The sequence below is a fragment of the Bartonella sp. AP4SXKL genome, assembly GCF_042195845.1.
Lineage (GTDB): Bacteria > Pseudomonadota > Alphaproteobacteria > Rhizobiales > Rhizobiaceae > Bartonella.
Genome location: NZ_JBHIPA010000019.1, coordinates 1 through 26,663 on the forward strand (window position 1 = coordinate 1; position 26,663 = coordinate 26,663).

General features: G+C 42.1%; 36 protein-coding genes. 28 read left to right on the forward strand and 8 right to left on the reverse strand.

Annotated elements, in window-relative coordinates:
* The 5 genes from ACFIMI_RS08380 to ACFIMI_RS08400 form a co-directional block, all read left to right on the forward strand.
* Window positions 1-296 (forward strand): head decoration protein (locus ACFIMI_RS08380; protein ID WP_375692446.1); only part of this gene is annotated, 296 nt, incomplete at its 5' end.
* Between the two features lie 12 nt (window positions 297-308).
* On the forward strand, window positions 309-1,385 hold the full coding sequence (locus tag ACFIMI_RS08385) for a major capsid protein (RefSeq protein WP_375692447.1): 1,077 nt from the start codon (window positions 309-311) through the stop codon (window positions 1,383-1,385).
* Between the two features lies 1 nt (window position 1,386).
* Window positions 1,387-1,740, forward strand: a complete 354-nt coding sequence (locus tag ACFIMI_RS08390; RefSeq protein WP_375692448.1) for a hypothetical protein — start codon at window positions 1,387-1,389, stop codon at window positions 1,738-1,740.
* A gap of 314 nt (window positions 1,741-2,054) precedes the next feature.
* Window positions 2,055-2,786 (forward strand): antA/AntB antirepressor family protein, encoded by a 732-nt coding sequence (locus ACFIMI_RS08395; protein WP_375680813.1) that lies wholly within the window; start codon window positions 2,055-2,057, stop codon window positions 2,784-2,786.
* Window positions 2,783-3,061, forward strand: a complete 279-nt coding sequence (locus tag ACFIMI_RS08400; RefSeq protein ID WP_375672188.1) for a hypothetical protein — start codon at window positions 2,783-2,785, stop codon at window positions 3,059-3,061. Before ACFIMI_RS08395 ends, ACFIMI_RS08400 begins: the two co-directional genes overlap by 4 nt.
* 45 nt (window positions 3,062-3,106) lie before the next feature.
* Here ACFIMI_RS08400 and ACFIMI_RS08405 read toward each other — a convergent pair whose 3' ends face one another.
* Both ACFIMI_RS08405 and ACFIMI_RS08410 read right to left on the reverse strand, forming a co-directional pair.
* Window positions 3,107-3,403, reverse strand: a complete 297-nt coding sequence (locus ACFIMI_RS08405; RefSeq protein ID WP_004861504.1) for a HigA family addiction module antitoxin — start codon at window positions 3,401-3,403, stop codon at window positions 3,107-3,109.
* Window positions 3,404-3,419: 16 nt separating this feature from the next.
* Window positions 3,420-3,734: a type II toxin-antitoxin system RelE/ParE family toxin gene (locus tag ACFIMI_RS08410; protein WP_375610725.1), complete on the reverse strand. Its 315-nt coding sequence runs from the start codon at window positions 3,732-3,734 to the stop codon at window positions 3,420-3,422.
* A gap of 52 nt (window positions 3,735-3,786) precedes the next feature.
* On the opposite strand from ACFIMI_RS08410, the gene ACFIMI_RS08415 reads away from it, so the two are divergent.
* From ACFIMI_RS08415 to ACFIMI_RS08445, 7 genes are read left to right on the forward strand one after another with little or no spacing between them, the layout of a single operon-like run.
* Entirely contained in the window at window positions 3,787-4,335 is a 549-nt protein-coding gene (locus ACFIMI_RS08415) for a hypothetical protein (protein ID WP_375692449.1), read from the forward strand.
* Window positions 4,316-5,005: a phage baseplate assembly protein V gene (locus tag ACFIMI_RS08420; protein ID WP_375692450.1), complete on the forward strand. Its 690-nt coding sequence runs from the start codon at window positions 4,316-4,318 to the stop codon at window positions 5,003-5,005. Before ACFIMI_RS08415 ends, ACFIMI_RS08420 begins: the two co-directional genes overlap by 20 nt.
* On the forward strand, window positions 5,002-5,343 hold the full coding sequence (locus ACFIMI_RS08425) for a GPW/gp25 family protein (RefSeq protein WP_375612353.1): 342 nt from the start codon (window positions 5,002-5,004) through the stop codon (window positions 5,341-5,343). Before ACFIMI_RS08420 ends, ACFIMI_RS08425 begins: the two co-directional genes overlap by 4 nt.
* Window positions 5,340-6,167: a baseplate J/gp47 family protein gene (locus tag ACFIMI_RS08430; protein WP_375612352.1), complete on the forward strand. Its 828-nt coding sequence runs from the start codon at window positions 5,340-5,342 to the stop codon at window positions 6,165-6,167. Before ACFIMI_RS08425 ends, ACFIMI_RS08430 begins: the two co-directional genes overlap by 4 nt.
* Window positions 6,167-7,273, forward strand: coding sequence for a phage tail protein (locus tag ACFIMI_RS08435; RefSeq protein ID WP_375692451.1), 1,107 nt, complete (start codon window positions 6,167-6,169; stop codon window positions 7,271-7,273). The genes ACFIMI_RS08430 and ACFIMI_RS08435 overlap by 1 nt, the downstream gene beginning before the upstream one ends.
* Window position 7,274: 1 nt before the next feature.
* Window positions 7,275-10,418, forward strand: a complete 3,144-nt coding sequence (locus ACFIMI_RS08440) for a DUF4815 domain-containing protein (RefSeq protein WP_375692452.1) — start codon at window positions 7,275-7,277, stop codon at window positions 10,416-10,418.
* Window positions 10,419-10,431: 13 nt separating this feature from the next.
* Window positions 10,432-11,823, forward strand: a complete 1,392-nt coding sequence (locus ACFIMI_RS08445; protein ID WP_375692453.1) for a Bgr_08870 family protein — start codon at window positions 10,432-10,434, stop codon at window positions 11,821-11,823.
* Between the two features lie 336 nt (window positions 11,824-12,159).
* Here ACFIMI_RS08445 and ACFIMI_RS08450 read toward each other — a convergent pair whose 3' ends face one another.
* Window positions 12,160-12,339 (reverse strand): hypothetical protein, encoded by a 180-nt coding sequence (locus ACFIMI_RS08450; protein ID WP_375621862.1) that lies wholly within the window; start codon window positions 12,337-12,339, stop codon window positions 12,160-12,162.
* A 119-nt stretch (window positions 12,340-12,458) separates the two neighbouring features.
* Here ACFIMI_RS08450 and ACFIMI_RS08455 point away from each other — a divergent pair, with 119 nt between their 5' ends.
* Both ACFIMI_RS08455 and ACFIMI_RS08460 read left to right on the forward strand, forming a co-directional pair.
* Entirely contained in the window at window positions 12,459-12,734 is a 276-nt protein-coding gene (locus ACFIMI_RS08455; RefSeq protein ID WP_273791641.1) for a type II toxin-antitoxin system RelE/ParE family toxin, read from the forward strand.
* Between the two features lie 30 nt (window positions 12,735-12,764).
* Window positions 12,765-13,094: a HigA family addiction module antitoxin gene (locus ACFIMI_RS08460; RefSeq protein WP_375627782.1), complete on the forward strand. Its 330-nt coding sequence runs from the start codon at window positions 12,765-12,767 to the stop codon at window positions 13,092-13,094.
* Window positions 13,095-13,141: 47 nt separating this feature from the next.
* Here the strand turns inward: ACFIMI_RS08460 and ACFIMI_RS08465 are convergent, their stop codons facing one another.
* Window positions 13,142-13,420: a hypothetical protein gene (locus tag ACFIMI_RS08465; RefSeq protein ID WP_375627783.1), complete on the reverse strand. Its 279-nt coding sequence runs from the start codon at window positions 13,418-13,420 to the stop codon at window positions 13,142-13,144.
* Window positions 13,417-14,169, reverse strand: coding sequence for an antA/AntB antirepressor family protein (locus tag ACFIMI_RS08470; RefSeq protein WP_375654143.1), 753 nt, complete (start codon window positions 14,167-14,169; stop codon window positions 13,417-13,419). Before ACFIMI_RS08470 ends, ACFIMI_RS08465 begins: the two co-directional genes overlap by 4 nt.
* A 384-nt stretch (window positions 14,170-14,553) precedes the next feature.
* On the opposite strand from ACFIMI_RS08470, the gene ACFIMI_RS08475 reads away from it, so the two are divergent.
* The 11 genes from ACFIMI_RS08475 (at window position 14,554) to ACFIMI_RS08525 (ending at window position 22,814) form a co-directional block, all read left to right on the forward strand.
* Window positions 14,554-15,765 carry a phage tail sheath subtilisin-like domain-containing protein gene (locus ACFIMI_RS08475; protein ID WP_375692454.1) on the forward strand — a complete coding sequence of 404 codons (1,212 nt, stop codon included), beginning with the start codon at window positions 14,554-14,556 and terminating at the stop codon, window positions 15,763-15,765.
* The gene (locus ACFIMI_RS08480) at window positions 15,765-16,271 is read left to right on the forward strand and encodes a phage major tail tube protein (protein WP_375638186.1); all 507 of its coding nucleotides are present in this window, start codon (window positions 15,765-15,767) and stop codon (window positions 16,269-16,271) included. Before ACFIMI_RS08475 ends, ACFIMI_RS08480 begins: the two co-directional genes overlap by 1 nt.
* A 2-nt stretch (window positions 16,272-16,273) precedes the next feature.
* Entirely contained in the window at window positions 16,274-16,561 is a 288-nt protein-coding gene (locus ACFIMI_RS08485) for a phage tail assembly protein (protein ID WP_375612344.1), read from the forward strand.
* A 41-nt stretch (window positions 16,562-16,602) separates the two neighbouring features.
* Complete coding sequence (locus ACFIMI_RS08490; protein ID WP_375638239.1) at window positions 16,603-16,671, forward strand: hypothetical protein; 69 nt, start codon at window positions 16,603-16,605, stop codon at window positions 16,669-16,671.
* Window positions 16,668-18,734 carry a phage tail protein gene (locus ACFIMI_RS08495; RefSeq protein WP_375692455.1) on the forward strand — a complete coding sequence of 689 codons (2,067 nt, stop codon included), beginning with the start codon at window positions 16,668-16,670 and terminating at the stop codon, window positions 18,732-18,734. The genes ACFIMI_RS08490 and ACFIMI_RS08495 overlap by 4 nt, the downstream gene beginning before the upstream one ends.
* 5 nt (window positions 18,735-18,739) lie before the next feature.
* Window positions 18,740-19,120, forward strand: coding sequence for a phage tail protein (locus ACFIMI_RS08500; protein ID WP_375692456.1), 381 nt, complete (start codon window positions 18,740-18,742; stop codon window positions 19,118-19,120).
* Window positions 19,117-19,341, forward strand: a complete 225-nt coding sequence (locus ACFIMI_RS08505; protein ID WP_375637136.1) for a tail protein X — start codon at window positions 19,117-19,119, stop codon at window positions 19,339-19,341. The genes ACFIMI_RS08500 and ACFIMI_RS08505 overlap by 4 nt, the downstream gene beginning before the upstream one ends.
* Window positions 19,338-20,645, forward strand: a complete 1,308-nt coding sequence (locus ACFIMI_RS08510) for a contractile injection system protein, VgrG/Pvc8 family (RefSeq protein ID WP_375692457.1) — start codon at window positions 19,338-19,340, stop codon at window positions 20,643-20,645. Before ACFIMI_RS08505 ends, ACFIMI_RS08510 begins: the two co-directional genes overlap by 4 nt.
* A gap of 307 nt (window positions 20,646-20,952) precedes the next feature.
* Window positions 20,953-21,555: an antA/AntB antirepressor family protein gene (locus ACFIMI_RS08515; RefSeq protein ID WP_375692458.1), complete on the forward strand. Its 603-nt coding sequence runs from the start codon at window positions 20,953-20,955 to the stop codon at window positions 21,553-21,555.
* 255 nt (window positions 21,556-21,810) lie between these two features.
* Window positions 21,811-22,539 (forward strand): Rha family transcriptional regulator, encoded by a 729-nt coding sequence (locus ACFIMI_RS08520; protein WP_375692459.1) that lies wholly within the window; start codon window positions 21,811-21,813, stop codon window positions 22,537-22,539.
* On the forward strand, window positions 22,536-22,814 hold the full coding sequence (locus ACFIMI_RS08525) for a hypothetical protein (RefSeq protein WP_375628341.1): 279 nt from the start codon (window positions 22,536-22,538) through the stop codon (window positions 22,812-22,814). The genes ACFIMI_RS08520 and ACFIMI_RS08525 overlap by 4 nt, the downstream gene beginning before the upstream one ends.
* A 60-nt stretch (window positions 22,815-22,874) precedes the next feature.
* On the opposite strand, the gene ACFIMI_RS08530 is transcribed toward ACFIMI_RS08525, so the two are convergent.
* Complete coding sequence (locus ACFIMI_RS08530; protein WP_208439803.1) at window positions 22,875-23,186, reverse strand: DNA-binding protein; 312 nt, start codon at window positions 23,184-23,186, stop codon at window positions 22,875-22,877.
* 12 nt (window positions 23,187-23,198) lie between these two features.
* Window positions 23,199-23,522 (reverse strand): type II toxin-antitoxin system RelE/ParE family toxin, encoded by a 324-nt coding sequence (locus ACFIMI_RS08535; protein ID WP_015857128.1) that lies wholly within the window; start codon window positions 23,520-23,522, stop codon window positions 23,199-23,201.
* Between the two features lie 183 nt (window positions 23,523-23,705).
* Here ACFIMI_RS08535 and ACFIMI_RS08540 point away from each other — a divergent pair, with 183 nt between their 5' ends.
* The 3 genes from ACFIMI_RS08540 to ACFIMI_RS08550 all read left to right on the forward strand — a co-directional run bounded on the left by ACFIMI_RS08540 (window position 23,706) and on the right by ACFIMI_RS08550 (window position 24,933).
* The gene (locus ACFIMI_RS08540; RefSeq protein WP_375682243.1) at window positions 23,706-24,368 is read left to right on the forward strand and encodes a lysozyme; all 663 of its coding nucleotides are present in this window, start codon (window positions 23,706-23,708) and stop codon (window positions 24,366-24,368) included.
* On the forward strand, window positions 24,365-24,592 hold the full coding sequence (locus ACFIMI_RS08545; RefSeq protein ID WP_375650784.1) for a hypothetical protein: 228 nt from the start codon (window positions 24,365-24,367) through the stop codon (window positions 24,590-24,592). The genes ACFIMI_RS08540 and ACFIMI_RS08545 overlap by 4 nt, the downstream gene beginning before the upstream one ends.
* 128 nt (window positions 24,593-24,720) lie before the next feature.
* Window positions 24,721-24,933, forward strand: coding sequence for a hypothetical protein (locus ACFIMI_RS08550; protein ID WP_375620805.1), 213 nt, complete (start codon window positions 24,721-24,723; stop codon window positions 24,931-24,933).
* Window positions 24,934-25,108: 175 nt separating this feature from the next.
* Here the strand turns inward: ACFIMI_RS08550 and ACFIMI_RS08555 are convergent, their stop codons facing one another.
* On the reverse strand, window positions 25,109-26,260 hold the full coding sequence (locus tag ACFIMI_RS08555) for a tyrosine-type recombinase/integrase (protein ID WP_375692460.1): 1,152 nt from the start codon (window positions 26,258-26,260) through the stop codon (window positions 25,109-25,111).
* Window positions 26,261-26,663: the final 403 nt, after the last annotated feature.

A 26,663-nucleotide genomic window follows, 5' to 3' on the forward strand; every position in this document is an offset into this window, starting at 1 on the left:
AAGAAGTGCTGTTTGCATCAGGAGCATTCATTGAAGCTGGAACTGTCATGGGGAAAATTACAGCATCACAAAAATATGCCCCCCTTAATCCAGCAGCATCAGATGGCAGCCAAATCCCTGCTGGAATTTCTTTTGCCACTGTTGATGCCTCTCAAGCCGATCAACGTGCCGTAATGACAGCACGCTTATGCACTGTAAAAGCTTCTGAATTGCTATGGCCAGATGCCATTACAGATGAACAAAAAAGTGCTGCCATTCAGTCTCTCGAAGACCATAACAATATTTTATTGCGATAGGAGAATGCGCACATGGATATGAATTTTTTTAAACATGATGCTTTCTCAGCCATCACAATGATGAAAGCGATTGAAAACTATGAATTTCAACCGGGGCTTATTAGTTCTCTTGATCTTTTTGAGGAAGTGGAAACAAGCACCACAGTGGTTGGTATTGAAAGACGTGACAATACATTGTCCTTGATTCAAACCAGTGAACGTGGCGCCCCCTTGGCAGAAGGTGATAGAGAGGGTCGTAATCTTCGGTTTTTCAAAACAACACGGATTGCCAAAAGTGATACGGTGAAATCAGAAGAAATCCAAAACCGTCGTGAATTTGGCGCAGAAGATCAGTTAGAGACAGCAATGAAATATATTGCCAAGAAACAAAAGAAACTGATTTCTGAAATAGAATTGACATGGGAAAATATGCAACTTGGCGCTGTTCAAGGGGTGGTTCTTGATGCCGATGGCTCTGTTATTGTCGATTGGTACAAGGAATGGGAAATCGCACCACCAAAGCCGATTGATTTTAAACTAAATACAGAAACAACCAATGTTGCGGACCATGTTGATCAAGTCATTATGAGGATGATTGGAGCTTCAAAGGGAGCTTTTTCTGATCGTTCGCGGATTATTGGGCTTTGTGGTAATGAATTCTTTTCCAAGTTGAAAAACCATAAAACAATTCGTGAGACCTATTTAAACACAGCCTTAGCACAGACACTCAGTAGCGCCGGAGGTGTTGCAACACCAAGTTCGATTGGCTCTGGGAGCTTTGGTAGTTTTGACTTTGCAGGTGTCACTTTCATTAATTACCGGAGTATTCACAACTATAATGTAAGTGCGAAGGCTGGAACAAAGCGCGCTATAGGCATTAAGCCGGATGAATGTCAATTCTTTCCTGTTGATGCGCCTGGTGTCTTCCAAAAAACCTTTGCTCCTGGTGAAAGCTTGGATTTTGCCAACACGGTTGGAAGACCTCTCTACACGATGCTTATCGTCGACCACGACCGTAATGCATGGGTAAAACCGGAGGTCTATAGCTATCCGCTTTACATTTGCACACGCCCTGAAATGCTGTTTAAAGCAGTGATTGGAGCGAAATAACATGCGGTGGAACGGGCTGCTAAACCAAATGGTTAAAGATGTGCGCAACACTTTTGGGCAGCCCATCATCTACACGCGAAAGGACAACCAGCAATCTTTTCGTATCACAGCGATTTACGGCATTAAGCATTCAGAATCGGACGCCGGTGGCAGAATCCCCACCACAATTGCAAGAAAGGAACTTGATCTTTGTATCAATGACATCGGGGGAATACCACCAAAACCTCAAGATAGTATTGTGGTCCTCTCTCCTGAAAACAGTAAAGCCCCCTCTTCTCAAGAGCACTTCGTGGTCACAGATGTCCAAGCCTCTGAATCCGGTATGTATAAGCTTATCTTACGAGAGATAAAGTAAAAGCACGCTTATTTATTTTAAAATATTACGTTCCCACTTGACAATGTGGCGACAATATGAATAATCGAATCAGGTGCCTAAGAAACACCTTAAAACAACAAGCGGATTGGTTGCCGAAATAATCAGTCTTCCGCACATTGTAAAGGCTTTGACTCATTATATGCGTATAGCGTATACTGGTCTTGTCGGGTGTGGTTATGCCATAAAATACCCTTTCGGGGGAAAGCATAACGACGGGCTTGTTGCCGTGTTTCTTAGCACCCGGCACTCTTTTAGAGTGTCATTAAGAAACATCTATCAACAAGGAATTCATTATGAATACTCTTATAGAAATTAGAGAACAGGTTATTGATCAGGAAACTGTTCAAACTGTTAACGCGCGTGATTTACATACGTTTTTAGAAATAAAAGCTCGCTTTAATGATTGGATTAAAAATCGCATTAAAGAATGTAAATTTCAGGAAAATATAAACTTTATAACGCTTACTAAAAATTTAGTAAGCGGTGGAAAGGTAAAAGAATATCACATTACGTTAGACGTGGCTAAACATCTTTCGATGATAGAGCGTAATGATAAAGGGCATGAAGCACGTCAATACTTTATCAAATGTGAACGGCTTTTGAAACAAGTAGCAACCCCACAAGTTGACTACTCCAAACCGGAGGCATTACTTGGTGTTTTAAATCACTTACAAAATCAAATAGAGCAGAAAGATCATGTTATTGCTGAATTAGCACCAAAAGCAAAAGCTTTGGATGGTTTAAAGCGTTCTGATGGTTTGTTCGGTCTTATCGAAGCAGCGAAAATGCTTGAAGTACGACCAAAGGACTTAACAGATTACTTGCGTAAAAATGATTGGGTCTATCGACGGGCTCCAGGGGCGCCTCTGTTACCTTATCAGGATAAAATCAAGAAAGGATTCATGGACTGCCCTGCTATCACCATTCAAAGACCGGATGGTACAGAAAAGGTGCTCCCTTCAACAAAAATTACATCCAGAGGATTGGCATGTTTGAGAGAGCAAATCTTTGGGGGTGTGCAATGAATAGCAGTGTAGACTTCTTATGCGATTTGTGGCTGTCGTTGTTTAAGCTTTCTAACCATCGAGGCATTGGAGATGAGGACTGCAATGCTATAGTTGAGGTTATGGAATCGGTCGTAGATGCTCTGGTTTTAAAGCTTCAAGATGACGTGCCCAATATTACAAAAATCTTGGCAATTTTGACAGATTTTGGAGCTTCAGAACTTCCACATAGCATGGATTCTTTGTTGCGAACTTACGAACCAGATTTAGACAACCCCATTAAAAAGGTTGCTTAACTTAAAAACACAACTCCCCTCCCCGTTCTCAAAATGGGGAGGTGGTTAAACCCTACATTCAAATTTATTGATTTTGGCAAATTCGTCTGCTTTTTCAGTTTGTAATATACTAACGTCATAAGCAGCTTGCATGTTAAGCCAAAATTCAGCAGTAGTATCAAAAAAATAGGCTAATCTTAGTGCAGTATCGGGAGTCACTGGACTATTTTCAGCAACAATACGTTCTATTCTCGTGCGTGGAACATTTAATGCTTTTGCAAGAGCATAAGCAGAGAGAGCATATTCTTTTAAATATTCCTCTCGTAAAATTTCTCCGGGATGAATCGCTATATAATTTTTCATCTCGACCTCCTACAGATCAATGATAATCTACGATTTCAACTTCATAGGCACCATTAGAGCGCCATTCAAAACAAATACGAAACTGGTCATTAATACGGATAGAATATTGACCTTTACGCTCTCCTTTCAACGCTTCTAGACGATTTCCCGGAGGACTGCGCAAATCTTTAAGATCAACTGCTTTATCGAGCATAAACAACTTTCTTTGGGCTATACGCACTAGAGTGGTGGGAAAGCCTCTGGGCAGATTGCCTTCTAAAAGATCTTTACACCGCTTATCAGCAAAAGATTCAATCACCAAATCACCTTTATTCGTTCTTTTACGTATCATAACACGATACCAATATAAAGAAAAGGATAAATGTTAAATAACAGGAGCCCCCATGCATCCGAGAGAAACAATAAGGGAAAGCTTTGTTGCTTTGATAAAGGCAGCAAAAACAGTGGCTGGTGATAATGTTTTCAATATGCGCGATTTCAATTTATTTATTGAAACAATGCCAGCTATTAATATCTCAACACAAAGTGAAACAATTGAAGATGGACATGATTTTGGCTTAAGGCGGCGTGTTTTAACAGTAGATGTTGAATGCTATGCAACATGTGAAGATGGCGCACGTTTTGTTGACCAATTAGCATGGGAAGTTGAAGAGATTTTCCATGCCAACCCCAATCTTAACAACACCGTTGAGACATGCCGCCTGCAAAATATTGCTTTTGCCTTTGGTGATAATGGCGCTCTAGCACTCCACGGTGCAATTTTAACCTTTGAAGTCATTTATGTGACAAATATCCCCAACATGAATGAAGAAGAAGGCAGTGTAACAGCAAGAATCGTTGAACCCCTTGTCGGTTTTAAACCAGAAACAGGCGTGAAAAACAAAGATAAATACCATAAAATTGAAGGTGGACATGTTAGAGCGGCGCGATAAAGAAATCACAGATCTAAAGAGACGTGTGGCAAATATGGTTGTGGTGGGGAAGATTAGCCATGTCGACCATAAAAACGCACGCTATCGGATAAAAAGTGGCAATCTTGTCAGTGACTGGATTCCAGATACCCAAGCCCGCGCCGGTAAAACACGTTCTTATGAAGGACGCGATGTTGGAGAGCAAGTAGTTGTTATCTCGTCATCAGGGGATTTATCACAAGGGGTGATTATTGGTTCACTTCATACAGATGCTAATCAAGCAGCCGATAAGGGCAGCATTCACCGAACGATATACCCTGATGGAACCAGCCTTGAATATGATGATGAACAAAACACTTATGGAATTCACATCAAATCCGGCGGAAAGTTTATCCTGACAATCGCTGATGGTGTGTCACTAAAAGGTGATGGTGGCAAGCTAGAGCTTACCGCACCAGATGGCATAAAGATTGTTTCAGAAAGCGATATAAATTTAAACGCAAAAGGCGGCATCTCTTTGAAGGCAGGTAGTAGCATTTCACTGAATTCGAATGATAGTCTCTCTCTTCATTCTGGAAATAATGTTTCCATTCATTCAAGTGGATTAAGACATAACGGCACCAATGTAGGAGCAACACATGTTCATGGCGGTGTTTCCCCTGGTGGTTCTATGACAGGAGATCCCAATTGAACAGTGGAATGGACCGCACAACGGGAAAGCCATTAACCGGCATTGATCATTTGCGTCAATCAATCCTTGATATTTTGTTAACGCGGATTGGTTCGCGTGTAATGCGGCGTGATTATGGTTCACGTGTTGCTGAACTCATTGATGCACCGGTTAATAATGCTTTTGCTGTTGCTCTTTATGCTGCTGTTGCTGAGGCTTTAGACAAGTGGGAACCGCGTTTTAAATTGAAAAAAATTGATTTTAAAAGGGGTGAGAATGGACACGTTTCTTTATCCTTTGAAGGCATTTATTTGCCATCCGGCAAGCCCATTACCATGGAAGGATTATTGATAAAATGAATGGAGTGCTTGCAAAACCAGACATCATCACAGAACTTTCTTTTGAAGAAATACGCGCTGCTGCTCTTGTCCATTTAAAAGAGCTTTTGCCTGAATATACCATTCTTGAAAGTGATCCGGCCGTAAAAGTCATAGAGGCTTTTAGCTATCGAGAGTTGCTTTTAAGACAGCGTATTAACGAGGCAGCACGCAACAACATTCTTGATTTTGCAACCGGTGAATCTCTTGATGCTTTGGGAAACTGGCATGGTCTTGCCCGCATGGAGGGTGAAAGTGACGAGAGATATCGTGAACGCATACAGCTTCATGCCCGTGGAGGAAACGGAAGTGGAACAGAACCCTATTACAAACTTATCGCCTTAACAGCCGATAGTCGAGTGAAAGATGCCATTATCTATCGTAAAGGCAAAGACCCAACCATCTATGTTGCTCTTTTTGGTAATAATGAAGAAGGAACAGCCTCTGAAGATCTCATACAAGCAGTTTCACAAGCTCTTCACAGAAAAAATATCATCATGACCAATGATACAATCATTGTTCACGCTGCTGTCAAAAAAGTGCTGGATTTAGAAGCAGATGTTTGGCTGTTACCAGAAACATCTTTGAAAATTCTCACAACAATGGAAACAAATTTACGCACGGCTTGGAAACAAGAACAAGCCATTGGTCGTGAATTAAGTTTGTCGTGGTGGATTTCAAAACTAATGATTGCTGGTGTCCAGAAAGTGATTGCCATTACCCCAACACAAGACAGTATGGTTTGTGATGAAGAAATTTTATCGATTGGAAAAATCACCTTAAACTTCAAAGGACGTGCCCGCTAATGGTTGGTTCCCTCCTTCCCACAAACGCGACAGAATTTGAAAAGCGCCTTGCCGATGCTTGCGATTTTCATCAAGATATTGATGGTTCTGTTTTGGGGATTTCACGCGCAAAACTGATCACACGCCCTCCCCGTTTCTTGCCGTGGTTGATTGAAGAATACGGGCTTGGTGAACTGACACCTTATGTTCCAAATCTCTATGATTTGATTGATCAAGGGCTTCAATGGCAGAGGATACGTGGCTCCCTTGCGGCAATAGAGATGGGGCTTGAATGGCTAGGGATTTCGGCACGCTTTCAACCCGCCTGGACGGGGCGCGCATGGTGGAATTCCTTTCAACTTGATTTTGATCAGTTGCCTGAACGAACACAGCTTGAAGCCATTGAAGCGATTACAGATCTCTCCAAAAGTTTGCGCTCCGATTTTCGTCGTGGTGTTGCGGGGTATGATGTGCAAGCTGTTGAATGCAATATGTCACGCCTTGATGACAGCATGTTGGAGTATGAAAGCGGTGTTCGCTTAACAGCTGGGGGCACTTTGTTTTCCTTTGGGCGCACAACAGAGATCAATCACACGCTCACAAGAGAAGAAGGCAGGCTTATTGGTAATTGGATAGATGACTTTGACGAGGAGTTAAGCTGGAACCAAATTGATTATCCTTGGGATTTGGCAAATTTTCCGTGGTGTTCGGTTAAAAAACATGAACGCGATATACTCATGGCAGAATGGTTTCATGGTCGCACGCTTTATCTCGTGTTAAGAGACAGCCAAAATAGCGTGATTGGGTTTCGCAGATGCTATGCTGTAGCGCCTGTCGAACAGGCTTTGGATGGTGTGTATAGCCATTGTGGCGGCAGATTCCAGCCCTCCTCGATGGGCACGGCGCTTTTTCTTGCAGCACGCACAGATTTTCACGATGTTGAGGACAAACAAGCCGCCTCTGTTTCCCTTCTCGTTCATGGCATTCCCAAACAAGATATCCCCCTTGGAAAGCTTTGGTGTGATGCCAATGAACTAAATGGCGGTGTCGAGATACTCAAAACGCCCATTAATATTCCTTTGCGTGCCGATGTTCGCGAACAATTCAAGATTTTATTGAGGTTTTAATATGAAGCATGAAAGTGGTTTACCCTTTGCAATTGACAGATCTCGCGGCAAAGAGGAACAACAAAGCGTTGTCTTTTATGGCACGCGTCCCTTTATTCAAAGCGGTGAATTGAATGAGGTTCAAACCATCATCAGGGGGCGTCATGACCGCTTGGGGCGCCTTGTGGCACAAGAAGGAGACCGCGTTGAACGGGCTGATGCTTTTGTCAACAAAGAGACAAAGACCGTCACTTTAACGGATGGCAAGATTTATATCGCAGGCGATATTTTCCCCGTTGCACCAGCTGTACTCAACAATGTTGCCATGATTGGGCGCTTGGAAATTGGTGTGAAGCTGCAAAAAAAATGGATAACACACGAAGATGATCCAGAGCTATTGGGGCAAGTCCCTGGTACCTTAGCAGAAGGAGAGCCCGGAGCGGCACGCGAAACAGCACAGCTTGTTTGGGCACTGAAAGAGGATGCGCAGAATGGCACTTTCTTTCCGGTTTATATTTTACAAGATGGTGTTCTGATTGATCAAAAATCGCCCTCACTGCTTGAACCCGCCATGCAAGCTATTGCGACGTACGACCGCGCCCATGGGCATTATATCGTGAGTGGCTGCCGTGTGAGCGCATTGGGAGCAAATAATGGTTGCCAAGTGTTTAGTATTCAAGAAGGAGAAGCCAATATCAATGGCTTTAAACGCAAACGCTTAGCAGCCTTGCGCCATGAAGAGATGCAAGATTTTTCGACAAGCGTTGTTCCTAGCGAAACGCACATTTTTTCGCCCCCAAAAGGGAAAACAAGTTTCACCTTTAAACCCTATTATTTTCCTATTGCCGATATTCAGTCTCTTTTGTTGACAAAAGAAAAAACCGTTAACGTCACCCGTGGTGCCGTTGCCGCTGGGCGTGATGGTGTTCCTGATAAAAGCATCACCGCGTTTATCAAAATCGTTCAAGGAAGCAAGGAATTTAAAGAAGGCACAGATTTTAAAAAAACAGGAGACACCATTGATTGGGCACCGGTGGGAGACGAACCTTTAGCAGGGAGCAGCTATAAGGTGACTTACCGCTATCGCGCAAAAATCACGGCTGATAAAGTAACAGCGCAGGAAATCACTGTCTCAGGTGGGGCGCAAGGTGGTGATATTATCGTCAGTTACACTTACAAACTCCCCCGCATTGACCGCATAGGACTGAACACAGGGGGCAATGTGGTTTACATCAAAGGTATCTCAGTAGATCATCCCATGGCACCCAGTGTCCCTGATGATGTGTTGTCCCTTGCAACCATTACCAACAATTGGCTTGAAACGCCGGTTGTGGTTAATGATGGCACCCGTGTTGCCCCCTATGATGAAATGTGGCGCTATTTTCAACGGGTGCTTTCGCTTGACCGTCTGATGCAATTAGAACGGATTAAAAGCAATGTTGACTCTAAAGAACCTGTTGCCAAAAAAGGCATGTTTGCAGACCCTTTTCTTGATGATAGTTACAGAGATGAAGGCTTTCAACAAACGGGGGCTGTAGGCAACGGCATTTTGCAGCTTGCCATTGACCCAACATTCTATACTGCTCCTTTAAAAGCGCCTGTCACCCTTGACTGGACAAATGAAGTGATCATTGCGCAAGAGTTGACAACGGCTTGCGAAAAAATCAATCCTTATCAAAATTTTGCACCCCTGCCTGGTACAGTAACCCTTGAACCCGCAACAGACTTTTGGCATGAACAACGCACCGATTGGCTCTCGGGTATCACCAATCAAATCATTATGGGAAAACATCGCGGCAGTACCATACGTAGAACAGAAGTAAGCGATAATTTCATCAACACACACCAAGAACAAATCGACTTTTTAAGACAAATTACCCTTCACTTTAAAATTGAAGGTTTTGGCAGTAGCGAAATCTTGGAAAGTCTTACCTTTGATGGTGTGAATGTTTTACCAAAGAGTCTCCTTATTGCCGATAGCAAGGGCACCCTTGAGGGCGCTTTCACGATTCCACAAAATATTACGGCTGGCACAAAAAACGTTGTGGCAAGGGGAAAAGGTGGAACCATTGCAACGGGGCTTTTTACCGGTCAAGGCGTGATTGATGTGAAAGTGATGCGGCGCACCACCACGGTGAAGATATGGACGCAAGTGGACCCACAAGCGCAAGTTTTTACCCCCGATGAAACACGGCAAATCACCGGTATTGACTTTCATCTTTGCAAAATCGGCAATCAGAACCATGATCTGGTGATTGATTTGGTGACCACAGAAAACGGCTATCCTACCGCCGATATTCAAGCGCAAAGCTTTTATTCTATGAAGGGCGCAAAGCTAGGTTGGGCAGAAGCACGCTATGATGTACCACTCCTTGTGATGGATGACCGCTTAACGGCTTTTGTCATTAAAACCGATGATGCGGATCATTCTGTTTCACTAGCAAAGCTTGGAGATTTTGATGCAGAACACCAGAGATATGTCTCGAGTCACCCTTACGTGACCGGTCCACGCTTTTCTTCTGTTAACGCACAAAGTTGGACAGCCCATCAAGATGAGGCTTTAGCCTTTCGGGTGCTCGCTGCCCGCTATAGGCAAACAGAAAAGATTGTCGATTTAGGCACTTTTGATCTTGTGGACTGCTCTGATTTACAAATACGCGCAGCCATTGAGTTGCCTTCAAGCGATTGTTCTGTCATCTTTGAAATTGAAAGAAACAACGGCACGGTTTATCAACTCCTTCCCTTTCAATTGCTCAGTCTTACTGAATATATCAGTGAAAAGATCAAGCTTCGCGCTATTCTTAAAGGAACAGAGAAACTCTCACCGGTGTTATTTGCGCCTGTTCAATTGATCGCGGGAAAGATCCATAAGGAAGCGACCTATGTCACGCGTGCTTTTGCCTTTGGTGAAAAGGCAAGGTTAACGAGCTATATCAAAACCTTTTTACCGGGTGGTGCAACCTTTTCACTGGAGATGCAACTAGATGATGGTGGTTTCACCCCTTTGAAACTTGACGAAACAGAACAACTCGCTGAACCACTTTGGACAGAACGAAAATTTGTGAGCAGTGACAAAACAGCCAAACAAGCGCGCCTCAAACTCACTCTTACCGGTGGACCAGCAGCGCGGTCCATGGTGAGTGATTTTGGCGCTGGCATATTGTGATGGGAGAACAGAGATGACCAAAACCAAAAAACTCGACATGGAATTGCCTAAAGAGGGGCGTTTTATCAGTTCTGAATTCCCAATCTTGCGGGAAAACTTGACCAAAATTGATCAAGCTCTTTTGGCTGTTGAGGAAAAGGTAGACGAAAAGGCACCTTTACACCACACGCATACGATCAACGAAATCGCAGATCTAGAAAGCGCTCTCAATGGCAAAATGGCAGCGGATAAAACCTTCACTTTTGCCGATTTAAGCGATATCGAAGGCGCAAAAGATGCCGCAAATAATTATGTTCTCTATAAATCAAGCAATAATAACTTCACCTTTGGCAGTGCTGTCTCACTATTAGGCGCGCATCAACATAAAACCGAAGATATTGTGGGGCTTGACGATTTTAGAGCCAAGATTAATCAAGATATGACCAGCTATGGGCGCCTCACAAGCCCAAATGAATGGCAAAGTTATAATAAATTTACCAGTAAAGTCACCATGGGTGACGACTTGGAGATCTTGGGTAATGTATCATCTGACTTCTTCGGTCTTCCAAAAAGGAAAGTGGTTACCCGTTTAAGCACAAGTGGAAGTACGCTTAAAGGACCGCTTAAAGTTGATGATGATCTTGTTTATACCAAATCACAAGTGGATGCAGCCATCTTGGCACAGATAAAGAGTCTTAAAAAAGATTTGACCGATAAAATCACGAATTGGCCGGCTCTTGCTGATGCTGAATTGCTCTATACACAGGATGGAAAAATTCAATGGCCCGATTGGGTAACGGATAACACAAAAGTCGAAATCCAAGCATGGGGTGGCGGCGGCAGTGGTGGGGGTGGTTATTCTTATTACTTAGGAGGCGGTGGCGGCGGTGGCGGTTGTACGGTATGGTATGGTTATAAAGCGAGTTTAAACGGTCACGAGGATATCATCATTGGTAAAGGAGGCGCTTCTGTTGCATCACGCAGTGCGACAGGAAATTCTGGAGGAACAACAGCTGTTGGAAAGAATTTTATTACGGCGACAGGAGGACATGGTGGTGGGGGTGCTTCTGCCTATCAATCTCACACGGGATTTGGTGGTGGTACGACTACCTACTATTCAGGCGATGGTGGTGCTGGAGGAACAGGTGGAAACTTTGGTTTAGCAACGGATGAACATCTAGGAATTGCCAAAGGCGGAAATGGTTATGCTGGAACGAATGGAATTACGAGTAAAACAAGCGGTAATGGAGGCGATGCTGGAGGTGATACATCACGTGGTGGCTCTGGAGGAGTCGGCAAAGGTTCCTATAGTTCGGGAAAAGCAGGGCGTGGTTTTGGGGGCGGAGGTGCTGGTGCTCATGCCGATTCTTCTTCAAGTGGCGCTGGAGCTGATGGCGCTGTCCTTATAAGATTGTGGAAAGAATGAATGGTTTATGCAGGTATAAAAAACAATGATAGTTTCTAAACGGACACTTATTGTCTGATGGCTTATAAACTGTATAGTTTCTTCTTATAAAGTCCCCTTTAAAGCCCTTTTTTACTGACAGTGTCAGGCTTATGAGAGAGTGTAGATGATTGTTATGGTCTCTTCATTAATTTGGAGAGCAAAATGACAATAGAATTTAAACTTCGTATTCACTTTATTAAGAATGGCAAGGGATCTAAGTTTTTAGCAATATTTGATCAGACAGCCGTTGGTATGTTTGTAAAATCCTTGATGTTAACGTGCAAATTTATCCCCTCCATGCACCTATTCTTCTCTTTACGCATGAGGTGGAGAAACAGGATAGTGTTCTGTTTCATAAGCTTCAATTAACAAAACAAGAGTTTTCATTCTATCAAATTCTGGAGTATTAACTTCTGGCTGCTTATCAAACATTGCAGACACAATTTCTAAAGCTTCTTGGTACTCCCTCTCAGCACGAATTGGTTTGATATTCATTTCTTAAATTCTTGTAGTTCCACAGTGTTGGCATCAATCATATTAAGTTGTAACATTTTTGTTGACAATTGTCACTTAATACATTACATCTTACTTAAAATAAAGTTGTTGAGTTTGCTATGATCAAAACATTTAAAAATAAAGACCTCCAATCTCTCTGGGAAACAGGAAAAAGTAAGATTGATAGCAGGCTTCAACAGCGTATTATTCGCCGTCTTGATGCCCTTGACGCTGCTTCTCAAGTTAGTGATATCAATGTACCAGGTTATAATTTTCATATGCTTAAAGGCTTTACTCCAACTCGCTACACAATTCATATCAATGGTCCTTGGTGTATCACTTTTGAATTTAAAGACAGACACGTTTACCATGTTGATCTAGAGCAATACCACTGAAGGTTTTAAGATTTGTAAAGGAAACTATCCATGACCACACGTAATCCTAATCGTTGTCCTTCTCATCCAGGAGAAATTTTAGCTGAATCCTTAGAACATTTAAATGCAAGCAAAACCGAAATTGCTAGGATTCTTCAAATATCACGCCAGCACTTGCACGGTATCCTTAAAGGAGAACGTCCAGTCACAGCCGTAACAGCGGCTCGCATTGGTAAATTGTTAGGAAATGGACCAGCCCTTTGGCTACAGCTTCAAGCCAATTATGATACATGGCATGCCTTGAGGGACATTGATGTCTCTTCTATTCCAACACTAACAGCTAGCGAAATGAATACGCAAATGGAACATAGCCATTCGTAACCTTCTCCCCGCCCTTAAAGACGAGGAGATAAGTCATGTTTTTGAACTTAAGCAACCTTTTTAATAGGGTTCTCGAAATCTGGTTCATAAGCGCGCAATAAAGGATCCATGCTATGCGGCAGTTCTGAATCACCAAAATCTGTTAGAACTATTAAGATTTTAAGTATACTTGGCATCTCATCTTGAAGTTTTAAAATTAAAGCTTTTTCTATGACACTCATAGTATCAACCAGAGCTGTACAATCTTTATCATTCATATTTTCATGTCTAGAAAATTGAGATAATGCCAACCACAAATCGCATAAGAAATTGGTATCTATCTTCATTGCACACCTCCATGGATTTGCTCTCTTAAACATGCCAATCCTCTGGAGGTGATTTTCGTTGAAGGGAGCACCTTTTCTGTACCATCTGGTCTTTGAATGGTGATAGCAGGGCAGTCCATAAAGCCTTTCTTGATTTTATCCTGATAAGGTAACAGAGGCGCCCCCGGAGCACGTCGATAGACCCAATCATGTTTACGCAAGTAATCCGTTAAATCTTTTGGTCGTACTTCTAACATCTTCGCGGCTTCGATAAGACCAAACAGACCATCAGAGCGTTTTAAGCCTTCTAAAGCTTCTGCTTTAGGCTTGAGTGTACTCACCTCATTTCTTAAGTCTTCTAATTGATTGATACTCTCTAAAAGGAGCTGTTTAATCGTAAGAGGATTTTCCAATGCATTGGCAAGATCTATTCGTGGTGTTGCTACTTGTTTTGCACGTTTTTCACATTCTATAAAATATAAACGAGCTTCTCTACCTTTCTTATTGTTCTCCACCATAGAAAGTTCTTTGGCTACACTTAAAGTGAGAGCATAATCTTTAGAGGGACGACCACCTTGGAGGTTTTTCCCAAAATTGGGAAAAACTATATAATCTCTGTTTTCGACAAAATCATATTTGTTGATGCGTTCAGTAATCCAGTCTGCAAACTTTTTACCTACTCCTAAAAACGCATGTAGATCACGTGCATTTACTGTCTGAATCGCATCGCCATCAATGACTTGTTCTGTAATTTCTATAAGAGTGTTCATGTGAACTCCTAGTTGTTAGATGTTTTTCATTGACACTCTAAAGAGAGTGCCGGGCGCTGAAAAACACGGCAACTAGCCCGTCGTTATGCCTTTCCCATAAAGGGTATTGTATAGCGTAACCACACCCGACAATGCCATTATATGCGTGTAACATACAATGAGTCAAAACTTTTAGTTGGCGGAGAAGAGATTGTTTCGGCAATCCATCCGCTAGTTGCTTTAAGGTGTTTTTCAAGCACCTGATTCGAAAATACACATTGCATAAATAATGTCAAGCTATTTTCGATAATTTTTTATCATCATGCCGGTCTAACAAATACAGCAATCACCCCCCTCATTTTTTTCCCATTCATTTCATTAGCCAACCATTTAAAGGAGTATAAAATGGCAACAGGTTTTCTACACGGTGTTGAAGTCGTTGAAGTTGACGACGGCACCCGCCCCCTTCGCGCGGTTCAGTCTGCCGTTATCGGGATTGTTGGCACAGCACCCGATGCCGATGAACAAGCCTTCCCTCTCAACACACCGGTTTTGGTAGCAGGCTCTCTTTCACAAGCCGCAAAACTCGATAAAACGGGGAAGCGTCAAGGGACCTTACCCAATGCCCTTGATCTTATTTTTAAACAAGTAGGCGCCATTGTCGTTGTCGTACGCGTGCACGAGGGTGACAATGAAAATGCAACACTCACCAATATTCTAGGGGGTGTAAACGCAAATGGTGCTTATGAAGGTGTCCATGCTTTCATTGGAGCACAATCCATTGTAGGACAAACACCACGCATTCTGATTGCTCCAGGCTTTACACATCAGCGCCCTTCCAGTGTGAATATTGAAGAGAATGGAACGGGTGCAACTGCCAACCCCGTCGCAGCAGAACTCATTGGCATTGCAGAGCGTCTGCGTGCTATTGTGGTGCTTGATGCACCCAACACAACAGATGAAGCCGCTCTTAGCACAGCAAAGGATTTTGATTCAAAACGCGCCATTCTTATTGATCCATTTGTAAAGGTGAATCGTGATGGAAAAACTATAGAACAGCCGGCAAGTGCAGCGGTTGCTGGTGTCATTGCCAAAACTGATTTTACACACGGTTTTTGGCATTCTCCTTCCAATAAAGTGATTAATGGCATTGTGGGAACTGCGCGCCCTATTGATTTTTCCATTGGTGATCGATCAAGCCGCGCCAACCTTCTCAATGAACAAAACATCACAACCATTATTCGGGAAAACGGCTATCGCCTCTGGGGTAATCGCACCCTTTCAAGTGATACAAAATTTGCTTTCTTATCGGTAGTACGCACCGCAGATATGATCAATGATGCCATTTTGCGCGGGCATCTATGGGCTGTCGACCGCAATATCAAAAAAACCTACATGAATGATGTCAGTGAAAGCGTCAATGCCTATTTGCGTGATTTGAAAGCACAAGGCGCCATTCTTGGTGGGCGCTGTACGCCTGATCTAGAGCTTAATACAGCAAGCGCTATTGAAAGCGGTAGAGTCTATTTCAATGTCGAATTCACCCCCACAACACCCGCAGAACATATCACGTTCCGTTCACGCATTGTGAATGATTACTTAGAGGAGATCTTTTAATGACCGTACCTGTTTTACCAAGAGTTTTGAAATATTTTAACATTTTTGTCGACGGCATTCCCTATCAGGCAAAATGTGAAAGTGTCACCCTACCGAATTTGAGTTTGGTTGTTGAAAGTTATCGCGGCGGTGGCATGGATAGCTCCATTGAAGTTGACCTTGGTCTTGAAACCCTCACGCTTAGCATGACCATTTCTGATTGCTCTCCAGAGTTGATGGCACTGTTAGGGCGCACCGATGTCAACATTTCATTACGAAGTTCAATGCAAGCGCAAGGCACACCAGCAGAAGGTGTTGTCATTACCATGAGAGGACTATGCAAAGGCTTTGAAATGGCAGAATGGCAACCAGGCAGCAAAGCAACATCCACAACTACCTTCACATTGCAGTATTTCAAATATGTCCAGAAGGACGTTGAAATCGTTGAGATAGATGTCCTCAACTTGGTGAGAAAATTCAATGGCGTCAATCAACTCGCAGACCATAGAGACAACATAGGATTATAAAAATGACCGTCCAAACAAGCATTACACATAAATTATTGATACCTGTTACTTTTGAAGGAAAAGAGCACACCGAAATTACTTTACAGCGCCCCAAAACAAAAGATGTGCAAGCAATCGACAAAAAAGAAGGCATAGAGCAAACAATCGCTATGATCGCACGTCTTTCTGGATGGGCACATGAAGCGGTTGGAGAACTCGATATTAATGACTTGTCGAGCATTGGAGAGATTTTGGAGTCTTTTATCAAGCGGCGGGATACCTCGACTGGGAAACCGCCGCTAAACTCATAGCCGATATTACCATTGTGTTCCATTGGTCCCTTTCAAAGATGATGGAAATGGAACCGCAAGAACTCATATTCTGGCGAAATCAAGCAGCAGAAAGGTATAAGATAAAATGAGTGAAAAAGTTGCTGATGCAAAGGTAAAATTGTCTCTTGAAGACAAACTCACCGCACCTCTCAAACATCTTCAAAAAAAATTCGATACATTGTCAAAAACACTCTCACATAGTTTGGGTATTGTGCGCTTTTCTGCTGCTGTCAAAAACATGACAAAAAGCCTTCATGGCGTTCAAAGTGCTCTTAGCACAGCGGCAAGTCGTGCTTCAGTCTTTACCGGTGTCTTAGGGCTTGCTGGTGGTGGTCTTGTGGCAAGTGTAGCCGCCCTCACCATGAAAACCATGCATCTGGGAGATAGTCTTTATCACGCATCACACCATTTAAATATGAGTGTTGCATCACTTCAATTATGGGGTGATGCAGCCGATAATTCAGGCACTTCTGCCGAACTTTTTCAACAATCCTTAGCGGTTTTAAATAGGCGTTCAGCACAAGCATATGCCGGACAAAAAAGAGGCATGATGGGCTTTGAAGCACTTGGCATTTCTGTCAAAAACACTTCTGGAAAACTCAAATCCACTTCTGTCTTGTTAGAAGAAATTACCGACAAGATGAGTAAGATGAAAAGCCAAGCACAAAGACAGCATATTGCCGCTCTGCTGTTTGGGGGCGATGGTAAAGAAATGGCGACCATGCTTGCACAAGGCATGGCACCCATTAAAGAGCTGTTTGCAAAGGCGCGAAAAGGAAAATGGCTGATAGGTGCCGATGTTGCACGCTATGCAGCAGATTTAAGTGACAAGCTTGGTGCCTTTAAGAAAAAAATAGGGGGTATCGCGAGCTTTATTGGTGCACGTTTCATGCCCGTGATCAATGATATGGTTGACGGTTTTTCAAAGTTAATTGATGAAAACCGTGACCTCATCCAAACAACCGTTGCGAGCTGGGCGAAAACCTTAAAAAAAGTCCTTAATGATTTGCTTAATCCTACCTCTGATTTAAGAAAAGGCATCAGTGATCTCACAGAGAGGATTAAAGGCTGGTTCCAATGGCTAGAACCTCTGATTGGTGAAATAACCCTTTTCAAGGTGGGGCTTGTAGCTCTTGGTTCATTCATTTTTGGTCCACTCATTGCCGCATTAGCCGCAGCGGGAGCAGCGTTTGTCACACTTGGCTATACTATAATGACGACACCTATCGGTTGGTTAATGGGTGGCATTGCAGCGCTCTTTGTCCTCTATCAATATTGGGACAAACTCAATGGTTGGGTAGCAGCATCTTTAGCCGCGGTTGGAGCAGTTCTTATAGCTTCAGTTATTCCAGCAATAACCGCTGTTGGTTCTGCTTTTATATCGCTTGGTATCGCAATCATGACCACTCCTATCGGCTGGATAATGGCTGGTATTGCAGCCCTTATTGGAATTGGATATCTGCTTTATAAAAATTGGGATACGGTCATGAATTTCTTACGAAATTTGTTGAGTTCTTTGGCTAATTTATGCAGTAACATTTTCAGTAACCTCTTTAGTCTCTTTAAAAAGTTTTCACCCCTCTCTTGGATTGCAAAAGGCATAAATGCATTGATTAAATGGTTGCTTGGTGTCGATTTAATGGAAGCAGGTTCCAATCTTATTAATGGGCTTTGGGAGGGCATCAAAAGCAAATGGGGTGATCTATATAACGGATTTGGCAATATGATGAATAAATTAACCAGTTGGATACCTGGCTTTGGAGGAAAAAAATCAAAGTTTAATGTCTCAATAGACAAAACTTCAACGCAGACCATTAAAACCTTTACTGATGAAACCAATACACGGGCAAAAAAAATGCTGGATACAGCAGTGGTTACAAATACCCCCCCTGAAAAACGCAAGAGTGGTTTTAATACAAGTGTCGTTGAAACAGGACAAATGCAGGCAACAAATAAAGTAGGTGCTTTTAAAGCTCCAAAGCCAATTACGGTTCATAAGCCCATTGAAGTAGACGCCCGTGTAACCATTACAAATCTCAATATTTCAGTACCAAATGGTCTCAAGGACGAAATCAGAGACGCTGTCAATCAAGCACTTGAACGCTATGCAAAACAGCAACGTTTAGCCATAGCCTCTAGCCTTTCGGATTAAATACCATGATGTTAGCTTTGGGTGGTTTTATTTTTTCGATTGAAACAGCTGCTTATCAAACACTTGATATGTCTTATGGCATTCCATGGGTAGAGCAAGGACGATTGGGGCGCAAAACAGCTCTTCAATTGCCTGCCGTTGCAAATGCGGAATTTTCTTTAACTGGTGTGATTTATCCAGATTTCAAAGGTGGTCACAGACAGCTCGAATATTTACGGCAAATGGCACATGAAGGACCTCACATTCTTGTGACCGGTCAAGGCAAAATCTTAGGTAAGTTTGTCATTCTTTCCGTAGAGGAAAAGCAAAGTGTTTTTCATCATAACGGCACCCCAAAAAAACAAGAATTTACAATAAAATTGAGAGAATATGGTGAAGACCTATGAGTGATCTTTACGTAACAAAAGAAGGCGATATGGTTGATGCCATTTGCTGGAGATACTATGCAAAGGGTCAACAAGCCCTTGCTGTTGAACGCGTTTATGCAGCAAATTTTGGTCTTGCAGACTATGGACCCATTTTAAAAGCAGGAATCACAATCGTTTTGCCAACCCTCCCCTATCCTAAAGCCACACCGGTAATCAGAATTTGGGGTAGCAAATCATGAAACCTTTTTGCACAGTGATGGCAAATGGAGAGGACATCACAAGAATGCTGATGGACTATGTTTTGTCGATTGAAATTACCGATGAAGCAGAAAACAAAAGTGACCGTATCACTATAGAGCTTGATGACCGCGCACGTGACAGTGATAACGGCTTTCTTGATATTCCTCTTATCGGAACAATCATTTCTGTCACACTTGGCTATGAAGGGGGCAAAAACCGCGATATGGGATCCTATCTGATAGACGAAATCTCTGTAAGCAGCCCACCACAAAGCTTAAGCGTGACAGGGCGCGCCGCATCAATGAACACGTCTTACAGAACCCCAAAAAGCCAATCCTATCACCAGCAAACCCTTGGCAGTATTGTTCAAGAGATAGCACAGCGTAATGGCTATACACCAAAAGTTGACCCTGCTCTTGCTAAAATTGTTGTGCGTCACATTGACCAAACTTCTGAAAGCGATATGGCTTTTGCCACACGCCTTGCAGAAGACTATGATGCGGTAGCAAAACCCGTTGATGGCAAGCTTGTTTTGGCTAAACGGGGCGAAGGCAAAGCCATCACTGGTGAAACACTCCCCGTTATTGTTATCCATGAAAAACATTGTACCTCTTGGGATTTTAAATACAGCGCACGAGATGAAGCAGGTGCAGCCAATGGCTTAGAAACAGATGTGGGGGACGACCAAAAAGCCGCTGCTGATGCACGAGAGCCAGAAGAGATTGATGATGATGAAAACTTTATCCATATGGATAACAGTGACAGAGCATCATCATCTGAATCAGAAAAAGCAGAAAAAGAATCTGAGAAAGAAGAAGACAAAGAGAAGAAAGGCGGTGTTCTCGCAACCTATCATGATATCCGCAGTGGTGAAAAAAAAGAAGTCAAAGTTGGTAATCCGCCGTTTCATGAACTCAAATACACCTACCATAACCAATCAGAGGCTGTTGCGGCCATTGCTGCTTATCGCAATAAATCATCACGCGGTAAGTCTTCTTTCTCATGTGATATCGGTGGTGATCCGTTTGTGCAAGCAGAAGCAAAGCTTGTTCAAGAGCCCCCTTTCCGCCCCTATATTCCAGCAGAATGGCGCATCAAGAGCGTTAAGCACAAACTTGATAAAACGAGTGGTTACACCACAAAAATAGAGTGCGAGCTTTTTGATGAAGCCCAAGAAGACACAGCTAGAAACGTTGCAAACACCACACCAGACAAAGATGATACCCTCGACCCAAACGCCCCACCAGACGCATGCGACGAAGGTGAAGGCGTTATCCATATGGATGAGGAAGATATCAATTAGCAAAAATATCAAAAAATTATTAGAAGCTACTTGACAATGTGGCGACAATATGAATAATCGAATCAGGTGCCTAAGAAACACCTTAAACACATAGCGGATAGATTGCCGAAACAATCTTTTCACCGCCAATTAAAAACTTTGACTCGTTGTATGCTACAAGCATATAATGATATTGTCGGGTGTGGTTATGCTATACAATACCCTTTTGGGAAAGGCGTAACGACGGGCTATGTGCCGTGTTTCTTAGCACCCGGCGCTCTTTAATTGAGTGTCATTAAGAAACCTTTAAGCACATAGGAGCCAAATTATGGCACAGTATTTAATTGATATACATCAAACCACGATTAATGGTGATATCGTTCAAACAGTCAACGCACGTGAATTACATGCGTTTTTAGAAATAGGTAAAGATTTTTCCAATTGGATTACTGACCGTATCAAAAAATATAATTTATTAGAAAATCAAGACTTTGTTTGGTCGCCAAATTTGGCGAGCAAAGGCAGAGGTGGTCACAATCGTAAAGATTATCATCTGACTTTAAGTGTAGCCAAAGAGCTCTCTATGCTTGAAAATAATAAGAAAGGTAGAGAAGCTCGTTTATACTTTATCGAATGTGAAAGACGGTTAAAACAAGTAGTGACACCACAGATAGCCGCTCCACAAGTTGACTACTCCAAACCCGAAGCATTACTTGGTGTTTTGAATCACTTACAAAGCCAAATTGAGCAGAAGGATAACACCATTGCCGAATTAACACCAAAAGCAAAAGCTTTGGAAGGTTTAAAACGCTCTGATGGTTTGTTTGGTTTGATAGAAGCAGCAAAGATGTTGGAAGTAAGACCAAAGGACTTAACCGATTACTTTTATAAAAACATTACATTGCCACTTGACATTGTGGCGACAATGTGAATAATCGAATCAGGTGCCTCAAAAACACCTTAAACCAATAGCGGATAGATTGCCGAAACAATCTCTTTTCCGCACATTAAAGGCTTTGACTCATTGTATGTTACATGCATATAATGATCTCGTCGGGTGTGGTTATGCTATACAATACTCTTGATGGGAAAAGCATAACGACGGACTATTGGCCGTGTTTTTGAGCACCCGGCACTTTATTTATAAAAGTGTCAATCAAAAACGTCTAACCAATAGGAGTTCATCATGAACACTCTTATAAAAATTAAAGGAAACACTGCTAATAGTGCTATCCATCAAACTATGTCTAGTCGTGAAATTGCTGATTTGTGTAAAAAGCAGCACGCACATATTATGCGTGATATCAAGAAGATGCTTGAAGAACTTAACGGCTCCAAATTTGGATTGGTTGATTTTATCGGTACTTACGTTGATGCAAAAGGTGAAAGCCGCCCTTGTTATAACTTACCTAAGCGCGAATGTTTAATTCTTGTTTCTGGTTACAGTACTGCCTTACGAGCCAAAATCATTGACCGCTGGCAAGAATTAGAAAAACAGGTAGCCACACCACAAGTTGACTACTCTAAACCGGAGGCATTACTTGGTGTTTTGAATCACTTACAAAGTCAAATAGAGCAGAAAGATCATGTTATTGCAGAATTAGCACCAAAAGCAGAAGCGCTTGAAGGCTTAAAGCGTTCTGATGGGCTGTTCGGTTTGATAGAAGCAGCAAAGATGTTAGAGGTACGACCAAAGGATTTAACTGATTACTTGCGTAAACATGATTGGGTGTATCGGCGTGCTCCAGGAGCGCCACTGTTACCTTATCAGAATAAAATCAAGAAAGGCTTTATGGACTGCCCTGCTATCACCATTCAAAGACCAGATGGTACAGAAAAGGTGCTGCCTTCAACAAAAATCACCTCCAGAGGATTGGCATGTTTGAGAGAACAAATCTTTGGAGGTGTGCAATGAATAGCAGTGTCGATTTTTTGTGCGATTTGTGGATAGCTTTATATCAGTTTTCTAATGATGAAAATATTAATGAAAAAGAGTGTACAGCTCTGATTAACATCATGAGTTTGGTAGAAAAAGCTTTGATTTTCAAACTTCAAGATGAGGTGCCAAATATACTTAAAATCTTAACAGTTCTAACAGATTTTGGCGATTCAGAGTTTCCTACAGTTATGTTACCTTTATTGCGAGCTTACGAATCAGATTTAGAGAGCCCCATTAAAAAGGTTGCTTAATTAAAAAAACAGAACTCCCTTCCCCATCTTTAAAGGTGGGGAGGGGTTAATACACTAAAGTTATACGTGTGGAACTGGTCGTTCAAGAGGCTGTACAGCCAAACGAAACCCCATGGTACGCAGTAAAGCATTCAAGCTGCGGAACTCTGGATTACCTTTTTCTGAAAGTGTACGGTAAAGTTGTGTTGGGTTCAAGTTGGCTGCTTTAGCTACAGCTTGAACACCACCATAAGCTTTGGCCATTTGGCGTAGAGTTACAAGCAGCTCACCCTGATCACCATCTGCTAGGATTGCATCAAGGGTCGCTGCTGCCAACTCAGGATCATCACGGAATATTTCTGCCATTGCATCATCATGGTTACGGTCTTTCATTTTTGCACTCCTTTAATCTTCACGGTTTTGCCAATCACGCCAGCAAGCACATGCACGAGTGATATCAGTCTCTTGTGTTTTTTTGCTGCCACCGCATAATAGCAACAATACGGTCTTTCCAGATTGGACATAATAAACTCGGTAGCCAGGACCAACATTAATACGCAATTCATGAACACCCTCACGAAGCGGCTTGAAATCGCCAAAGTTTCCCTGCTCTAAACGATTAAGGCGGCGAATAATTGCAGTTTTAGCCTGCATATCACGGAGCTTTCGCAGCCAATCAGCTATCAAGTCTTTGCCATCAGAAGTAAGGTAGTGACGTATTTCAAACATGATGTTATATTCGTTTATAAACGAATATTTGTCAAGAGAAAAATTAAAAGTTGAGAAAAAATCTTCTTTTGTTCCAATGAAAAAGCGACATGAAGCTTAACCAAGCTATCTTTCCGAATGAGAAAGATGTCAATTTTTTAATCCAGCTCTGCTTTTTGCGGAGCTTTTTTTATGGAGAAGCATATGCGAAAAATATCATCAGAAGGACTAGCACTTATTAAACAATGGGAAGGTTTGCGTTTGAACGCCTATAAAGATGCCATTGGGGTGTGGACAATAGGTTATGGACATACAAACAGTGCTGGAAAGCCTTTTATTTACGAAGGCATGACAATCACTGAAAAGCAAGCAGAAGAACTTCTTTGCCAAGATTTAAGACAATTTGAAAATGTCGTTGAACGCGCTGTTACAGTTTCATTAACAGATGAACAATTCGCGGCGTTAGTGTCGTTTTGCTATAATGTAGGAACAGGAGCCTTTTGTAACTCGACACTGTTAAAAAAGCTCAATCAAGGTGAATATGAAGCTGTCCCTGCCGAGCTACAGAAATGGACCAAAGCAGGCGGGAAGCGTCTTGAAGGTCTCGCACACCGGCGTGCGGCAGAAACAGGCTTATGGGCAAAAGGGGCTTATGTTTCCTCCAATTATCAAACAGTAGAAACGCAAGCACCAACAGGGCTTTTCAAAGCCGAAGCCCTTGCACCGATTATTGGTTCTTTTTCTGGGCTTGGAGGCTTATTAGCAGGAAATGGACCAATCCAATGGGCTTTGGCCACCATTATGATTTTAGCCGCATGTGCTGGTATTTTCTTTGTTGCTAAACGCTTTCAGGAGCATCGTCTATGATCTTATGGATGAAAAGAAATCTGATGATAACAGGCGCGGCTTTAGTCGCTTTTTTTATTGCATTAGCAAGAGCTTTTACTCTTGGGAAAAAAGCAGAGCAACAAAAGCAAACAGAAAAAGCTTTAAAAGCAGCCAAAACACGTCTGGAGGTGGAAAGTGAAGTTAATCAAAAAAGTGATGCTGATGTGCGTTCTGATCTTTCTCGTTGGTTGCGGGACAAATAAGTATATCTCTTGTGTTGGTTGGTTACCAATTTATTTAGAGAGGCAAGATGTCAACGTCATCAGTTCTAATTTAGCAAGAGAGATCTTAAAGCATAACAAGCAGGGTGAACGCGTGTGTGGGTGGAAACATGGCTAGAAAAAAAACACAAGACGATACAGAACTTACAGAAGCAGAAAAAGAAATCCTCCAAGAAATCATCATGACCTACAAAAGTGTAAAAGTGATGTCGCGTTATACGAAATGGATTGTACTCATTATACTCTTATTAGCACTTGATTTTTCACGTATTATGGATGCGTTTGTAAGTATTTTTACACAAAAACCAAATATCCGACTCTAAACATACTCTGAGACGCGCGAAATTCTTTAGAAAATGGTTTCTTAATTTTACTCGTCTCATAGAGACTATCAATAATAGCTTTACACATTTAAAACTGTTATTTTCACAGAATTGGACATATCAAATTTCTCGTCAAAATAACTAAAAAAACACTGCAAAGGTAATTGTAAAAATTCTATCCTGTTATAAATGAAGCCCACTGTTCCAAGAGAATATGTCGCTGTTCTAAAAAATCCGTTCGCATGTAGGCTTTCGTCACTGAACTCCCAACTGTATGTGCAAGAACAGTTTCGGCAATCTCAAATGGTGTTGACGTTGTCTCTGCTATCCAATCCCGTAAGCTTGAACGAAAACCATGGGGACGATAAGTCAAACCACAAACTGTCATATACTTTGCCATGGTGGCATCAGAAATGGGGTTGCCTCTAAGACCAGAAAAGAGAAAACCATTCTTTTCAAAGGGGAGAGTTTTTTCAATAACTCTCAAAGCTTCATCACTTAGTGGCACGCGAAAGTCTGAAACTTTCCCTACAATACCTTTCATGTTTTCTTTTGGTATCGTCCATATATTTTTATCAATTTGTTCAAGGCGCAAATAGCGCAATGGATACGACCGTACTCCAGTCAAAATCAAGAGCTTCAGTGCTAAATTTGAAAGGATCTTATCATCCAAGCTTTGATAAAATGCCGGAACCTCTTGCCATGGCATAGCAGGAATATTTGTTGATGTAGCACGTGGTTTTCCTAAAAGAGCGCGTGCTTTCATACAAGCCTGTAAATCAACATCTAAACCAAGAGCCGCAGCATATTTCAAGCAAATATTGATACGGTTAAGTGCTTTTCGCGCTGTGTCTGCTTTTTCATGCCAAAGGGGTGAGAGAACATTGCGGATGATATTGGCTGTTAATTTTTCTATAGGTAATTTGCCTATGTGTGGAATCACGTGCAACTCTAGTGGAGAAAACCAGCGGCCGTTTTTACCTTCATTTTTCAACTCTGCTTTTTTGCTTTCAAAAGCCGCTTTTGCAATTTCTTGAAAAATATTGCTTTGCTGTTTTAAAATAGTCTGTTCTCGAAAGACAATAGGATCATTGCCTTCTTTAAGAATATCACTATAATATCTTGTAAGCTCACGCGCTTCTTTTAAAGAGAGTTTCGTAACAGGACCAAGTCCCATTTCACGGCGCTTATTGTGGTGCGTATAGCGAAAAAACCAAGAGCGTGTATTGTCTTTTCGAACATTCAACCATAGCCCCGCCCCGTCACAATATTTACCCTGCGAGGACGTCTTTACGAATGATGCTGATAACCGATGAATCGCCCTCACTTAACGTCCCCTCTCGTCCACCTTTTCAAGCATTGCTCGTCCACCTTTTTGGGTCCACCTTTTAGACCACCTTTAATTTCTGATTTGAGATTTTTTCTTTAATACTTACTTTTTTTATTGAATCATAAAAAGCTATAGACATCAATACGCCCTTACACATCTTTATATACTTTGAATCTTGTTGCTAAAGCCTGATTCGCTCTCTGGGGGCACCATGCTCTTTTTTATCCAAAATACTTTATTGATTTTCCATATATTTTTTATAGTGAGGGACGCGTAAATAAAAGTTAGGGAATAGGATTTTTCAACACGTCTCTTAATGATTGCGAATCAAGAGTTCTTTTCGGGGTGGTTTTTTAGCAAAACCAGAGGTCCAAAGGGTCTCTAATTCTAAAAAGTCAAA